Origin of the sequence: Mixta mediterraneensis (assembly GCF_014946725.1) — a bacterium.
Classification (GTDB): domain Bacteria; phylum Pseudomonadota; class Gammaproteobacteria; order Enterobacterales; family Enterobacteriaceae; genus Pantoea; species Pantoea mediterraneensis.
Genome location: NZ_JACFXY010000003.1, coordinates 176,613 through 190,725, shown reverse-complemented (window position 1 = coordinate 190,725; position 14,113 = coordinate 176,613). Strand labels below are relative to the sequence as shown.

At 49.8% G+C, this 14,113-nt stretch carries 12 protein-coding genes, 2 tRNA genes, 1 rRNA gene and 1 other annotated feature; of the genes, 5 read left to right on the top strand and 10 right to left on the bottom strand.

All coding sequences use genetic code 11. The features are described from left to right. Positions 1-67 precede the first annotated feature (67 nt). The 6 genes from H2P46_RS07495 to rluD all read right to left on the bottom strand — a co-directional run bounded on the left by H2P46_RS07495 (position 68) and on the right by rluD (position 6,833). Positions 68-143 (bottom strand) — tRNA-Ala (locus H2P46_RS07495). A gap of 106 nt (positions 144-249) precedes the next feature. Then, positions 250-326 (bottom strand) — tRNA-Ile (locus H2P46_RS07490). A gap of 74 nt (positions 327-400) precedes the next feature. Beyond that, positions 401-1,942, bottom strand: a 16S ribosomal RNA gene (locus H2P46_RS07485). 486 nt (positions 1,943-2,428) lie between these two features. Next, positions 2,429-5,014, bottom strand: a complete 2,586-nt coding sequence (gene clpB, locus H2P46_RS07480) for an ATP-dependent chaperone ClpB (RefSeq protein WP_193404524.1) — start codon at positions 5,012-5,014, stop codon at positions 2,429-2,431. Between the two features lie 113 nt (positions 5,015-5,127). Further along, positions 5,128-5,856 carry a purine nucleoside phosphorylase YfiH gene (gene yfiH / locus H2P46_RS07475; RefSeq protein ID WP_193404523.1) on the bottom strand — a complete coding sequence of 243 codons (729 nt, stop codon included), beginning with the start codon at positions 5,854-5,856 and terminating at the stop codon, positions 5,128-5,130. Then, entirely contained in the window at positions 5,856-6,833 is a 978-nt protein-coding gene (gene rluD / locus H2P46_RS07470) for a 23S rRNA pseudouridine(1911/1915/1917) synthase RluD (protein WP_193404522.1), read from the bottom strand. Before rluD ends, yfiH begins: the two co-directional genes overlap by 1 nt. Positions 6,834-6,963: 130 nt before the next feature. Here rluD and bamD point away from each other — a divergent pair, with 130 nt between their 5' ends. The 4 genes from bamD to pheA all read left to right on the top strand — a co-directional run bounded on the left by bamD (position 6,964) and on the right by pheA (position 9,711). Further along, positions 6,964-7,698 (top strand): outer membrane protein assembly factor BamD, encoded by a 735-nt coding sequence (gene bamD, locus H2P46_RS07465; RefSeq protein ID WP_193404521.1) that lies wholly within the window; start codon positions 6,964-6,966, stop codon positions 7,696-7,698. 279 nt (positions 7,699-7,977) lie between these two features. Next, positions 7,978-8,304, top strand: coding sequence for a ribosome-associated translation inhibitor RaiA (raiA, locus tag H2P46_RS07460; RefSeq protein WP_193404520.1), 327 nt, complete (start codon positions 7,978-7,980; stop codon positions 8,302-8,304). A 96-nt stretch (positions 8,305-8,400) separates the two neighbouring features. Further along, positions 8,401-8,525 (top strand) — a sequence feature (Phe leader region). Next, on the top strand, positions 8,402-8,449 hold the full coding sequence (gene pheL / locus H2P46_RS07455) for a pheA operon leader peptide PheL (protein ID WP_193404700.1): 48 nt from the start codon (positions 8,402-8,404) through the stop codon (positions 8,447-8,449). (Overlaps the previous feature by 48 nt.) A 22-nt stretch (positions 8,526-8,547) precedes the next feature. Then, positions 8,548-9,711: a bifunctional chorismate mutase/prephenate dehydratase gene (gene pheA, locus H2P46_RS07450; RefSeq protein ID WP_193404519.1), complete on the top strand. Its 1,164-nt coding sequence runs from the start codon at positions 8,548-8,550 to the stop codon at positions 9,709-9,711. Between the two features lie 33 nt (positions 9,712-9,744). Here pheA and tyrA read toward each other — a convergent pair whose 3' ends face one another. Together tyrA and H2P46_RS07440 are read right to left on the bottom strand one after the other, a co-directional pair. Then, complete coding sequence (tyrA, locus tag H2P46_RS07445) at positions 9,745-10,866, bottom strand: bifunctional chorismate mutase/prephenate dehydrogenase (RefSeq protein WP_193404518.1); 1,122 nt, start codon at positions 10,864-10,866, stop codon at positions 9,745-9,747. Between the two features lie 6 nt (positions 10,867-10,872). Then, on the bottom strand, positions 10,873-11,952 hold the full coding sequence (locus tag H2P46_RS07440) for a 3-deoxy-7-phosphoheptulonate synthase (RefSeq protein ID WP_193404517.1): 1,080 nt from the start codon (positions 11,950-11,952) through the stop codon (positions 10,873-10,875). A 288-nt stretch (positions 11,953-12,240) separates the two neighbouring features. Between H2P46_RS07440 and H2P46_RS07435 the strand changes: the two genes are divergently transcribed. Beyond that, positions 12,241-12,786, top strand: a complete 546-nt coding sequence (locus tag H2P46_RS07435) for a GNAT family N-acetyltransferase (protein WP_193404516.1) — start codon at positions 12,241-12,243, stop codon at positions 12,784-12,786. 151 nt (positions 12,787-12,937) lie between these two features. Here H2P46_RS07435 and rplS read toward each other — a convergent pair whose 3' ends face one another. Both rplS and trmD read right to left on the bottom strand, forming a co-directional pair. Further along, on the bottom strand, positions 12,938-13,285 hold the full coding sequence (gene rplS / locus H2P46_RS07430) for a 50S ribosomal protein L19 (protein WP_193404515.1): 348 nt from the start codon (positions 13,283-13,285) through the stop codon (positions 12,938-12,940). Between the two features lie 42 nt (positions 13,286-13,327). Beyond that, positions 13,328-14,092 (bottom strand): tRNA (guanosine(37)-N1)-methyltransferase TrmD, encoded by a 765-nt coding sequence (gene trmD / locus H2P46_RS07425; RefSeq protein ID WP_193404514.1) that lies wholly within the window; start codon positions 14,090-14,092, stop codon positions 13,328-13,330. Positions 14,093-14,113 lie beyond the last annotated feature (21 nt).

The following is a 14,113-nucleotide window of genomic DNA, read 5'->3' as shown; positions in this document are numbered from 1 at the left end:
GCAGTAAAACGTCGCAATGCACTCGAAAATGCATTCTGACGTTTTTTCGGGCATCAACGTGCGTTGATGGTGGAGCTAAGCGGGATCGAACCGCTGACCTCCTGCGTGCAAGGCAGGCGCTCTCCCAGCTGAGCTATAGCCCCGAACAGGTAAAACCCGTGACCACAATTCTTTCTCAGGTAAGGCGTGGTTTCACGAAACATACTGACGTATGCGGGCCGGAACCATAACGCAGAATGAGGAAAAATCTGGTAGGCCTGAGTGGACTTGAACCACCGACCTCACCCTTATCAGGGGTGCGCTCTAACCACCTGAGCTACAAGCCTGCCGGGGTTTTACTGCTTCTTTACGTTTTCATCAGACAATCTGTGTGAGCACTTCGCAGGAAGGTATCTTCAGGTAAGGAGGTGATCCAACCGCAGGTTCCCCTACGGTTACCTTGTTACGACTTCACCCCAGTCATGAATCACAAAGTGGTAAGCGCCCTCCCGGAGGTTAAGCTACCTACTTCTTTTGCAACCCACTCCCATGGTGTGACGGGCGGTGTGTACAAGGCCCGGGAACGTATTCACCGTGGCATTCTGATCCACGATTACTAGCGATTCCGACTTCACGGAGTCGGGTTGCAGACTCCGATCCGGACTACGACGCACTTTATGAGGTCCGCTTGCTCTCGCGAGGTCGCTTCTCTTTGTATGCGCCATTGTAGCACGTGCGTAGCCCTGGTCGTAAGGGCCATGATGACTTGACGTCATCCCCACCTTCCTCCGGTTTATCACCGGCAGTCTCCTTTGAGTTCCCGGCCGAACCGCTGGCAACAAAGGATAAGGGTTGCGCTCGTTGCGGGACTTAACCCAACATTTCACAACACGAGCTGACGACAGCCATGCAGCACCTGTCTCACGGCTCCCGAAGGCACTCAGGCATCTCTGCCAGATTCCGTGGATGTCAAGACCAGGTAAGGTTCTTCGCGTTGCATCGAATTAAACCACATGCTCCACCGCTTGTGCGGGCCCCCGTCAATTCATTTGAGTTTTAACCTTGCGGCCGTACTCCCCAGGCGGTCGACTTAACGCGTTAGCTCCGGAAGCCACGCCTCAAGGGCACAGCCTCCAAGTCGACATCGTTTACGGCGTGGACTACCAGGGTATCTAATCCTGTTTGCTCCCCACGCTTTCGCACCTGAGCGTCAGTCTTCGTCCAGGGGGCCGCCTTCGCCACCGGTATTCCTCCAGATCTCTACGCATTTCACCGCTACACCTGGAATTCTACCCCCCTCTACGAGACTCAAGCCTGCCAGTTTCAAATGCAGTTCCCGGGTTGAGCCCGGGGATTTCACATCTGACTTAACAGACCGCCTGCGTGCGCTTTACGCCCAGTAATTCCGATTAACGCTTGCACCCTCCGTATTACCGCGGCTGCTGGCACGGAGTTAGCCGGTGCTTCTTCTGCGGGTAACGTCAATGACGAGGCGTATTAAACCTCATCCCTTCCTCCCCGCTGAAAGTACTTTACAACCCGAAGGCCTTCTTCATACACGCGGCATGGCTGCATCAGGCTTGCGCCCATTGTGCAATATTCCCCACTGCTGCCTCCCGTAGGAGTCTGGACCGTGTCTCAGTTCCAGTGTGGCTGGTCATCCTCTCAGACCAGCTAGGGATCGTCGCCTAGGTGAGCCTTTACCTCACCTACCAGCTAATCCCGTCTGGGCACATCCGATGGTGTGAGGCCCGGAGGTCCCCCACTTTGGTCCGAAGACATTATGCGGTATTAGCCACCGTTTCCAGTGGTTATCCCCCTCCATCGGGCAGTTTCCCAGACATTACTCACCCGTCCGCCACTCGTCGGCAAAGAAGCAAGCTTCTTCCCGTTACCGTCCGACTTGCATGTGTTAGGCCTGCCGCCAGCGTTCAATCTGAGCCATGATCAAACTCTTCAATTAAAAGTCTGATTTGCTGACACCGTTCATTAAAGAACGGCGCAGCGATGCTCTGTGAATTTAACGTCGTAATGAATTACGTGTTCACTCAGCAGAGACTTGATATTTTTTACGTCCGGAGACGCTGATATCAATCCTGCGAGTGCCCACACAGATTGTCTGATAAATTGTTAAAGAGCAGTGCGTACAGCGGCTTAACCGGCTGTCGCGAGGTGGCGTATATTACGCTTTCCTCCTGCAGAGTCAACCTCTTTCTGAGAAGTTTTTCTCCGGCGGCTCAGTCTCCCGAACCTGCCAGCACGTCATACCGTAAGCCGGTGTGCCGTGTCAGTGGAGGCGCATTATAGGGAGTTCTTACGGGCTGACAAGCGCTAATTTCAATAAATCGCTCAAGTGCTCATTTTTTAGACCAATTGTCGCGATCCTAGCCAATTTTGTCTGTTTTACCCATAAAAAACGGGCACAGAGGCCCGTTTTAAAGAAAGAACATTATTGTTGCGCCGTGATCACGCCGTCTTTAACGTCCATTTCGATGGTTTTGCCTGGCACCAGTTCGCCAGAAAGTATCTGCTGAGCCAGCGGGTTTTCAATCTGCTGCTGGATGGCACGTTTGAGTGGACGCGCGCCATAAACGGGATCGTAGCCGTTCTCACCAATCAATTTAATTGCTTCACTGGAGATATGCAGTTTATAGCCGCGTTCTTCCAGGCGTTTATACAACCGCTGCAGCTGAATCTGCGCAATTGAAGCAATATGTTTCTCAGCCAGCGGATGGAACACCACAACTTCATCGATACGGTTAACGAACTCAGGACGGAAGTGCTGTCCAACGACACCCATAACTATATCTTTCATTTCGCCATAGTTGAGATTGCCAAAGCGTTCCTGAATCAAATCTGATCCCAGATTTGAAGTCATAATGACAACCGCATTGCGGAAATCCACGGTTCGCCCCTGGCCATCCGTTAAACGCCCATCATCCAAAACCTGTAGCAGAATGTTAAATACGTCCGGGTGAGCCTTCTCTACTTCATCCAACAGAATGACTGAATAAGGACGACGGCGCACCGCTTCCGTTAAATATCCCCCTTCTTCATAGCCAACGTATCCAGGGGGGGCACCAACCAAACGTGAAACCGAATGTTTTTCCATGAACTCAGACATATCAATACGCACCATCGCGTCGTCACTGTCGAACAGGAAATTTGCCAGTGCCTTACACAGTTCGGTTTTACCAACACCCGTTGGTCCAAGAAACAGGAACGAACCAATAGGCCGGTTTGGATCCGATAAGCCCGCGCGGCTACGACGAATAGCATTAGAGACGGCTTCAACCGCTTCATCCTGACCAATCACTCGCGCATGTAATGCCTGTTCCATGCGCAACAGTTTATCGCGCTCGCCTTCCATCATGCGCGCCACCGGAATGCCGGTCCAGCGTGCCAGCACATCCGCAATTTCCACATCGGTGACACGGTTCCGCAGCAATTTAATCGAACTACCTTCAGCCTGCGTCGCCGCAGCCAGTTGTTTTTCGAGCGCCGGGATCTTGCCATACTGTAATTCAGACATCTGACCCAGATCGCCTAAACGACGCGCTTGCTCCAGCATCAGACGGGCCTGTTCCAGCTCGGCTTTGATATTTTGCGTGCCAGATAAAGAGGCTTTTTCTGCCTTCCATTCTTCTTCAAGCTCAGCGTACTCACGCTCTTTTTGATCCAGCTCGGTCTCTAACATCTCCAGACGTTTAATGCTGGCATCATCCGACTCTTTCTTCAGGGCCTGTTGCTCCAGCTTCAGCTGGATAATACGGCGCTCAAGACGATCAAGCGTTTCTGGCTTGGAATCAATCTGTAAGCGGATACTCGACGCCGCTTCATCAATTAAATCGATCGCTTTATCGGGTAATTGTCGATCGGCAATATAGCGATGCGACAACGTTGCCGCGGCGACAATAGCCGGATCGGTAATCTGCACATGGTGGTGCAATTCATAACGCTCTTTTAAGCCACGCAAGATAGCAATAGTATCTTCAACGCTCGGCTCTGCCACATACACTTTCTGGAAGCGACGTTCCAAAGCGGCATCTTTTTCAATGTATTGGCGATATTCATCAAGTGTCGTGGCGCCCACACAGTGAAGTTCACCGCGCGCCAGCGCAGGCTTAAGCATATTACCGGCATCCATTGCGCCATCAGCTTTACCCGCGCCAACCATGGTATGTAGCTCATCAATAAACAGGATCACATTACCTTCCTGCTTAGAGAGATCATTCAATACGCCTTTTAGGCGCTCTTCAAATTCACCACGGTATTTCGCGCCTGCCACCAGCGCGCCCATATCCAGCGCCAGAACGCGACGCCCTTTCAGGCCTTCGGGCACTTCGCCATTAATGATGCGCTGGGCTAAGCCTTCAACAATGGCTGTTTTACCCACGCCAGGCTCACCGATAAGCACCGGATTGTTTTTGGTACGCCGCTGTAATACCTGAATGGTGCGGCGAATCTCTTCGTCACGGCCAATGACCGGATCAAGCTTGCCTTGTTCGGCCCGCTCGGTCAGATCAATCGTAAATTTTTTTAATGCCTGACGCTGATCTTCAGCCCCTTGATCATTCACGTTTTCTCCTCCACGCATTTGTTCAATGGCCCTGGTAAGCTTTTCGTTGGTTGCGCCAGCAGACTTAAGCAGATCTGCCAACGAACCTCGTGAATCGAGGGCCGCCAGAACAAATAATTCAGATGAAATGAAGTTGTCGTTACGCTTCTGCGCCAGCTTGTCACATATATTAAGCACGCGAACTAAATCAGATGAGGGCTGAACATCGCCTTCGGTCCCTTCAACCTGAGGCAGACGATCAATCGCCTGCTCAACATGCGTGCGTAATGCTGCAGTATCCACGCCTGCAGAGGTTAATAACGGACGAACCGATCCCCCTTCCTGATTGAGCAACGCGCTCATCAGATGTAAAGGTTCGATAAATTGATTATCGTGTCCCAGAGCGAGGGACTGCGCATCGGCGAGAGCCAGTTGGAATTTGTTGGTAAGACGATCCAGACGCATGATTCCTCCCATTGCAGGTCAAAATGCTACTGGAGATTAAATGAGGTCAACCCTCAAAATTTCAAGGTTAATGACCTGAAATAAGAGTAAAAAACATACTAACCGGATCGTCTTATGGCTTAAGGTTATAACAGCCAAATCAAAGTTGCCATACGGCCAGTGACTCCATCGCGACGAAAGGAGAAGAAATTTTCGTGTTCGCTAACGGTACAACGTGTCTCCGTACTGACAGAACGCACGCCTGCCGCTTGCAGACGCTGATGGGCTAATAGCCAGATATTGGCATAGAATTTACTGCCAACAGGACGAAACGCAACAGCAGCCCGTGCGTCTTTCGTCACAAAAGCGCTGCGTACTTCCTCGCCAACTTCGAACGCATCCGGGCCAATGGCTGGGCCAAGCCATACATGAACCTGATCGGGCGAAGCACGAAACTGCGCCAGCGTGTTTTCAAGTACACCATCGCAAAGCCCTCGCCAACCCGCATGTGCAGCCGCAACTTCCGAGCCATCAGCCGAGCAAAACAAGACCGGTAAACAATCCGCCGTCATCACTGCGCACACTACGCCGGTTTCACTGGTAATACAGGCGTCCGCTTGCGGCGTATCCTGACCGCTGTGCGCCAGACGAACAACATCTGTTTTGTGCACCTGTTCCAGCCACTGCGGCATAGCGGGTAAACTTGCCAGTTCGATCAGTCGTTGACGATTGCAGGCGACATCTGCTGGCTTGTCCCCAACATGACTCCCCAGATTCAGCGAGGCCCAGGGAGCGGTGCTAACGCCGCCATGACGGGATGTAGAACAGGCCCGCACGCGAGACGGCGCCGGCCAGTCAGGAATAATTAAACTCATCACCAGTCCAGCTGATCCTTGAACTCCTCGGTATCCGCTTTCAATGCATCTATCAGCGCGATCATATCTTGCGGGATGGGTGCATGAAACTCCATTTCAATACCGCTAATGGGATGATACAGACGCAACATCGTGGCGTGCAGCGCCTGACGGTCAAAGCTGCGCAAGGTAGAAATGAAAGCATCCGATGCTCCTTTTGGTGGGCGCGGGCGGCCACCGTAAAGCGGATCGCCCACCAGCGGATGGTTTATATGCGCCATGTGCACACGAATCTGATGAGTACGTCCGGTTTCCAGACGCAGACGCAGACGCGTGTGGGCACGGAAATGTTCCATTATGCGATAGTGCGTCACCGCTGGCTTACCCATCGGATGCACCGCCATATGCGTGCGTTTGGTTGAATGGCGACTGATTGGCTCATCAACTGTACCACCTGCCGTCATCGTGCCAATCGCCACCGCTTCATATTCACGCGTGATTTCACGCAGTTGCAGCGTTTCAACCAGGTGCGTTTGCGCCGGGATGGTTTTCGCCACCACCATCAAACCGGTTGTATCTTTATCAAGACGATGGACAATTCCCGCGCGTGGAACATCCATAATGGCTGGATAATGATGCAATAGCGCATTTAACACAGTTCCATCAGGATTTCCCGCTCCAGGATGAACCACGAAATCCCGTGGTTTGTTAATCACCAGAATATCATCGTCTTCATAAACAATATCGAGCGGCAGATTCTGAGGTTCCCAGCGTTGCTCTTCTTCGATCTCAGCGTCGATAGCGACCCGTTCGCCGCCTAAGACTTTTTCTTTGGGTTTGTCGACGATCGTGCCGTTGACACTGACGCGACGGTTAAGGATCCATTCTTTTATGCGAGAACGTGAATAATCAGGGAACAATTCTGCCAAAGTCTGATCTAAGCGTTGTCCGAGTTGTGCTTCGGATACCGTTGCGGTGAGTTGAACTTGTTGTGCCATATACAGCTTCTTCGTTAACGTTGGGTTTTCACGGCGATGCCGTTTAATATAATGTGCTATCGTACCTGGTCATTACCGGGAGCTATACGGACAGCTTCCGCCATAACATTTTGAGGATAATCATTTCGTCATGACGCGTATGAAACATCTGGTGGCTGCTGCCACACTGAGCCTGGCCCTTGTAGGCTGTTCCGGCTCTAATGACGCGGTACCGGACAGCCCGCCTTCTGAAATTTACGCCACAGCGCAGCAAAAGCTGCAGGACGGTAACTTTAAAGCGGCGATTAAGCAACTGGAAGCGCTGGATAATCGTTATCCGTTCGGTCCTTATTCACAGCAGGTTCAGCTGGATTTGATCTACGCGTATTACAAAAATGCCGATCTGCCGTTAGCACAGGCGGCAATTGCTCGCTTTACGCGCCTGAATCCTACTCATCCGAACATTGACTATGTCATCTATATGAAAGGCCTGACGGATATGGCGCTGGACGATTCGGCGCTGCAGGGCTTCTTTGGTATTGATCGCTCCGATCGCGATCCAACCCATGCTCGTGATGCATTCCGTGATTTCTCGCAGCTATTACGCAGTTATCCGAACAGCCAGTATGCAGGCGATGCACAAAAACGTCTGGTTTATCTGAAAGACCGTTTAGCAAAATATGAACTGTCCGTGGCGCAATTCTATACTAAGCGCGAGGCGTATGTCGCGGTTGTTAACCGGGTTGAAGGTATGATGCGTGATTATCCCGATACCCAGGCAACACACGATGCGCTACCGCTGATGGAAAATGCCTATCGTCATCTGCAACTTACCACTGAAGCAGATAAAGTCGCGAAAATCATTGCAGCAAACAAAACCAGCTGATTTGCATTTTCATAGTAAAATAAAAAAAGCAGCCGTATCAGACTGCTTTTTTTATGCTCAGCGATCCATTAAAAATAAAGACTTTCCGCTGATCTAACCCATCAACAATGCGCCATTATTCATGATGCTTCAAGCTTTTTGGCCCGCTTTCCCGGCCTTTCTCACAAATAATCGGCCTTGACAAAAAATGACATTTTTTCGTGATAAAGATCAAACATTTTGCATTTGTTCGCGCTATGCTGGTCCTACCATGACGGAAATGACAGAGAGGTAAGAACTATGATTCTCAACATTACCAGCAAACAAATGGAAATCACTGCGGCTATCCGTGACCATGTCGAAGACCGTCTCGCCAAGTTAGAAAGGTGGCAAACTGACCTGATTAATCCCCATATCGTCTTATCTAAAGAACCAAAAGAATTCGTCGCTGACGCTACTATCAATACGCCAAACGGAACTTTAGTCGCCAGCGCAAAGCACGTCGATATGTACACCGCAATAAATGATTTGATTGCTAAGCTCGAACGCCAACTTAACAAAGTGCAGCACAAATCAGAGGCTCGCCGCGCAACAAGCAGTGTTAAAGATTTCATACCGGCCAGCTAAACGCTTAATGAGATTAACGCGCCTGCGGGCGCGTTTTTTATTGACAGCTTTAAATCAGTGCGGTTACTCTCAGGTCACTTTATTTGCGGAAACTTCCATGAAACAACATTCGTTTTTCTTCGCTTTCTTTTTTACCTTCCCCTGACTGGGAGGCAATTCGTCATGTGAAAACGAAAGCGAAGACGAACAACAAAGCCTCCCAAACGGGAGGCTTTTTTATTGGACAGCTTACAGGTGAGCCTTATGAATCCCGATAATCCTTTACTGGCGTTGCGTGACGAAATTAGTGCGGTCGATGAAAAATTACTAACGCTGTTAGCCGAACGCCGTTCGCTTGCGGTTGAAGTCGCTCAGGCCAAGCTGGAAACGCACCGCCCAATCCGTGACGTTGAACGCGAACGCGCCTTGCTGGAGCATTTAATTGTCTTAGGCAAAAAGCATCACTTAGATGCGCATTATATTACGCGCCTGTTTCAACTGGTGATTGAAGATTCAGTCTTAACCCAGCAAGCATTGCTGCAAAAGAATTTAAACCATCCCCATGCTCACGCTGCACGTATTGCCTTCCTGGGTCCGAAGGGATCATATTCTCACCTTGCCGCCCGTAAATACGCTGCGCGTCATTTTGACAATATGGTGGAAAGCGGCTGCCTGAAGTTTCACGATATTATTAAACAGGTTGAAAATGGCCTGGCCGATTACGCTGTATTACCGATTGAAAACACTAGTTCAGGTTCGATCAATGATGTTTACGACTTGCTACAGCAAACAAGCTTATCGATTGTAGGCGAGCTGACTTTGCCTATCGAGCATTGTGTTTTGATCCATGGCTCGACCGATCTGCAACAGATTGAAACGGTTTACAGCCATCCTCAGCCTTTTCAGCAATGCAGTCAGTTCATCAATCGCTTCCCGCACTGGAAAATTGAGTACACCGAAAGTACCGCCGCCGCAATGGAAAAGGTTGCCGCACTGAACTCACCAAAAGCCGCGGCTTTAGGCAGCGAAGCCGGTGGAGAGCTGTACCAACTGCAGGTTCTTGAGCGCAATCTGGCCAATCAGCAACAAAACCATACTCGCTTTATTGTACTGGCACGTAAAGCTATTGAAGTTTCGGATCAGGTTCCAGCAAAAACCACGCTTATTATGGCCACAGGCCAACAAGCTGGCGCTTTAGTAGACGCTCTGCTGGTTCTGCGTCAGCATAATTTGATCATGAGTAAGCTGGAATCACGCCCTATTAATGGGAATCCCTGGGAAGAGATGTTTTATATTGATGTACAAGGGAATCTGCAGTCAGAAAGGATGCAGCAGGCTTTACAAGAATTAAAGGCGATGACGCGTTCAATGAAAGTTTTGGGCTGCTATCCAGGCGAAAATATTATCCCGGTCCAACCGGGCGAATAAAGAAAAGGCATCCGATGGGATGCCTTTTTGCTTTTATTGACGGCTGTCGTTGGCCGAGCGTAACAGACTGCGGCTTTCCACCAGGAAGCGTTTGGCATGATCGCCAAACCAGTTTTCAACCCGCCTGAAGCTGTCAATAAAGGTTTGTTTATCCCCTTGTTCCAGCAAAGCTATCGCTTCACCAAAACGCTGATAGTAACGTTTGATCAATGCCAGGTTACTTTCAGAGGACATAATGATGTCAGCGTATAGCTGAGGATCCTGGGCAAAAAAGCGTCCGACCATTGCCAGTTCCAGCCGATAGATTGGCGACGACAACGCCAGCAACTGGTCGAGATTGACATTTTCTTCGGCTAAATGCAGCCCATACGCGAAAGTCGCAAAATGCCGCAACGCCTGAATAAAGGCCATGTTTTGGTCGTGTTCTACCGCGCTAATGCGATGCATACGCGCGCCCCAAACCTGAATCTGTTCAAGGAACCATTGATATGCTTCTGGCTGGCGACCATCGCACCACACCACAACCTGCTTCGCCAGACTACAACTATCTGGTCCAAACATCGGATGCAGGCCGAGTACCGGGCCATTATGCGCCGCGAGCATTGCCTGTAGCGGACGATTTTTTACCGAAGCTATATCAACTAAAATGCAGTCTTCTGGTAGCGGCGGCAATTGCGCTATTACCTGCTCAGTTAAATGAATAGGCACGCTAACAATCACCATACCGGCGTCGCTCAGCAGTGGCCCGGCTTGCTCCCAGTCATCCTTATCCAACGTTTTAACGGTGTAACCCGACAGGGTCAGCATCTTTTTAAACAGCTTTCCCATCTGCCCATTTCCGCCAATAATTACCACGGGTCGTAACTCAGGGCATAGCGTTTTAAAGCCTTTATCATTTTCGCTGGTATAGGATTCACGCATCACGCGACGCAATATATCCTCGATCAAATCAGGCGGTACACCTAAGGCTTCAGCTTCCTTACGGCGCGATGCCAGCATTGAAGCTTCACGCTCAGGTACATAAATAGGTAAACCATAACGGCTTTTTACTTCACCTACTTCAGCTACCAGCTCAAGCCGCTTCGCCAGCAGATCGAGCAGCGCCTTGTCTACATTGTCTATTTGATCGCGTAACGCAGTCAGTTCAGCCACCATTACTTATTACACCTCGTGTGACAGACGCGCCGACAGCACACCTTGCAGATCCTGATGAATATCGCGCAGCAGTGTTTCAGTCACTTCCCAGTTAATGCAGGCATCCGTGACAGAAACACCGTATTTCATTTCACTGCGTGGTTGCTCAGAGGACTGATTCCCTTCATTGATATGGCTTTCCAGCATCAAACCAATAATTGAATGGTTACCATCTTTTATCTGAGCGATAGCGGATTCAGCTACACCGGGCTGGCGGCGGAAGTCTTTATTAGAATTGCCATGACTGCAATCTATCATTAAGGCTGGACGCAGTCCCGCCTTGCGCATCTCTTTTTCGCATTGCGCGACCTCTTCCGGCCCGTAATTAGGCGCTTTTCCGCCACGTAAAATCACATGCCCATCCGGATTACCCTGAGTTTGCAGTAAGCAGACCTGCCCGGCCTGATTAATACCAACAAAGCGATGCGGCATTGCGGCAGCGCGCATGGCATTAATAGCGGTGCCAAGGCTGCCATCGGTCCCGTTTTTAAAACCAACCGGCATGGAAAGTCCGGACGCCATTTCACGGTGAGTTTGTGATTCCGTGGTACGCGCACCAATCGCTGACCAACTGAACAGATCGCCTAAATATTGTGGGCTGTTAGGATCAAGCGCTTCCGTTGCAAGCGGCAATCCCATCTCCACCAGATTAACCAGCAACTGACGCGCGCTGTGCAAACCCGCTTCCATATCAAATGAGTTGTCCATATAAGGATCGTTGATTAACCCTTTCCAGCCGACAGTGGTCCGTGGTTTTTCAAAGTAGACGCGCATAACGAGATACAGTTGATCCTTCAGCTGTTCAGAAAGGATTTGCAAACGACGAGCGTAATCAAGGGCAGCTTCCGTATCATGAATTGAACAAGGCCCGCACACCACTAACAGGCGCGGATCGCGGCCAGCAATGATGTCAGAAATAGTCTGCCGAGAAGCCGCAACTTGCGCTTCCTGCTGAGCGGTCAGCGGAAATTTAGCTTTCATCTCTTCCGGTGTGATCAACACTTGTTCATCGGCGATATGCACATTGTTCAGCGCGTCTTTTTGCATGATTACGATCCTTTTTACTCGTTAATGCGGTCATAAGATCCTGATGAAGGATGCGCACACTGTATCACATAGCGTACAACTTGCAATTAAACTGTACATATTAATTACCAACAAGAAATAAACACCTCATTATTTTAATTTTTTACCTTTAATATCATTTAAATAAATACAAAAATGAGAATTACACACTCGAACCTAAGTGTACCAATAACTTTACATTAAAGGCATTTACATTTTTAGAGTCGCGCTAATAGAATTTAACTTATTGCTTTAACGGGAAAGATAAAAATGCAGCCGCTCTATTCTGAGATCAATTTGCGTCCCTTTCATGCGGTTGATGTTTCTGCATTTACGGCCGCAGTAAACGATTCACTTGATACTCTGTTACCCTGGATGGTTTGGGCTCACGAGAATTATCAGGAGCATGAAGCGGCCAGCTGGATAAACTTTACCCAGCTACAAAGAGAAAAAGGCGAGGCGGAAGAATTCGCCATTGTCGATGAACACAATAGGTTATTAGGTGCCGCAGGTATTCGGTTCGCGCGTCGTCCCTGTGAATTGAGTGCCTTAGGATATTGGATACGCAGCGATGCTCAACGCAATGGCATAGCCAGTCGCGCAGTGAACCTGCTGCTCAAATCAGGATTTAACCGCCCGGAAATAAACGTTATCGAGATCCTTGCGGCAGAAGAAAACAGAGCAAGCAGAAAAGTAGCAGAGAAGTGTGGCGGACATTTTATTGGTTGTCGCTATGGACTCATCATTTTGGACAGCAGGCCGGTAAATACTGCGATCTACCATTTTTCTCGCCCATGCGAAGGACACGAAGTGTAATCCGCTATTTCAGCGAGTAAAATTGCCTGGCATGTTCTGTGTATCGTCTCAATGGTGTAGGCATTTTTGTCAGAACATGTGTAAAAAAAGGGCTGGCATCACGCCAACCCCTTGTTTGCTATTAACTTTTAGATGTCGCGTTAGCGATACCTTAGTTAAGACGCTCTTTAATACGAGCAGACTTACCAGTACGCTCACGCAGGTAGTACAGTTTGGCTTTACGTACAGCGCCACGACGTTTAACAGTGATACTGTCAATTACCGGTGAGTGAGTCTGGAAAACACGCTCAACGCCTTCGCCGTTAGAAATTTTGCGAACAGTGAATGCAGAGTGCAGACCGCGGTTACGAATAGCGATAACCACGCCCTCGAATGCCTGCAGACGTTTTTTAGAACCTTCAACGACCCATACTTTCACTTCCACGGTATCACCCGGACGGAAGGAAGGTACGTCCTGTTTCATCTGCTCTTGTTCAATTTGCTTAATAATGTTGCTCATAATTAAATCTCTTATCCTGGGTAAACTGATAGTCAGGGAAGATCACTCTTCCACATCATCATTTTGCTGCTGCTGGAACTCCCGTTTGAATTCCTTTAGCAACCTTGCTTGCTCTTCAGTCAGAGCCAGGTTTTCCAGAAGTTCAGGTCTTCTTAGCCAGGTACGGCCTAGCGACTGTTTCAGGCGCCAACGGCGAATATCAGCATGGTTGCCAGACAGTAACACTGCCGGGACCTCCATCCCTTCTAACACTTCAGGTCGGGTGTAATGTGGACAGTCCAGCAAACCTTCTGAGAACGAATCCTCATCGGCTGACGCTTGCTTGCCCAGCACGCCAGGAATAAACCGGGCGACCGAATCAATCAATGTCATTGCTGGTAGTTCCCCACCGCTGAGTACGTAATCGCCGATTGACCACTCTTCATCAATTTCGGTTTGGATTACGCGCTCATCAATCCCTTCATAACGACCGCAGACAAGAATCAACTTGTTCCGTGTCGCCAGTTCGCAAACGCCCTGTTGATCAAGTTTACGACCCTGAGGTGAAAGATAAATCACCCTGGCTCCGTCTCCCGCCGCTGCTTTCGCTGCGGAGATGGCGTCCCGTAAAGGTTGCACCATCATCAGCATTCCCGGTCCGCCGCCGTAAGGACGATCGTCCACGGTACGGTGCCGGTCAAGCGCGAAATCACGTGGACTCCAGCTTTGAATGCTGAGCAGGCCATTTTTTACTGCCCGGCCAGTTACCCCGTAATCGGTAATAGCGCGAAACATTTCTGGAAACAGGCTAATAACACCAATCCACATTGTATTCGCCGTTACGTTACC

Excerpts from the sequence above, each read along its gene's own strand:
- clpB (WP_193404524.1), bottom strand. The coding sequence starts at position 5,014 with ATGGGAGGAATCATGCGTCTGGATCGTCTTACCAACAAATTCCAACTG.
- yfiH (WP_193404523.1), bottom strand. The coding sequence starts at position 5,856 with ATGAGTTTAATTATTCCTGACTGGCCGGCGCCGTCTCGCGTGCGGGCC.
- rluD (WP_193404522.1), bottom strand. The coding sequence starts at position 6,833 with ATGGCACAACAAGTTCAACTCACCGCAACGGTATCCGAAGCACAACTC.
- bamD (WP_193404521.1), top strand. The coding sequence starts at position 6,964 with ATGACGCGTATGAAACATCTGGTGGCTGCTGCCACACTGAGCCTGGCC.
- raiA (WP_193404520.1), top strand. The coding sequence starts at position 7,978 with ATGATTCTCAACATTACCAGCAAACAAATGGAAATCACTGCGGCTATC.
- pheA (WP_193404519.1), top strand. The coding sequence starts at position 8,548 with ATGAATCCCGATAATCCTTTACTGGCGTTGCGTGACGAAATTAGTGCG.
- tyrA (WP_193404518.1), bottom strand. The coding sequence starts at position 10,866 with ATGGTGGCTGAACTGACTGCGTTACGCGATCAAATAGACAATGTAGAC.
- H2P46_RS07440 (WP_193404517.1), bottom strand. The coding sequence starts at position 11,952 with ATGCAAAAAGACGCGCTGAACAATGTGCATATCGCCGATGAACAAGTG.
- H2P46_RS07435 (WP_193404516.1), top strand. The coding sequence starts at position 12,241 with ATGCAGCCGCTCTATTCTGAGATCAATTTGCGTCCCTTTCATGCGGTT.
- rplS (WP_193404515.1), bottom strand. The coding sequence starts at position 13,285 with ATGAGCAACATTATTAAGCAAATTGAACAAGAGCAGATGAAACAGGAC.
- trmD (WP_193404514.1), bottom strand. The coding sequence starts at position 14,092 with ATGTGGATTGGTGTTATTAGCCTGTTTCCAGAAATGTTTCGCGCTATT.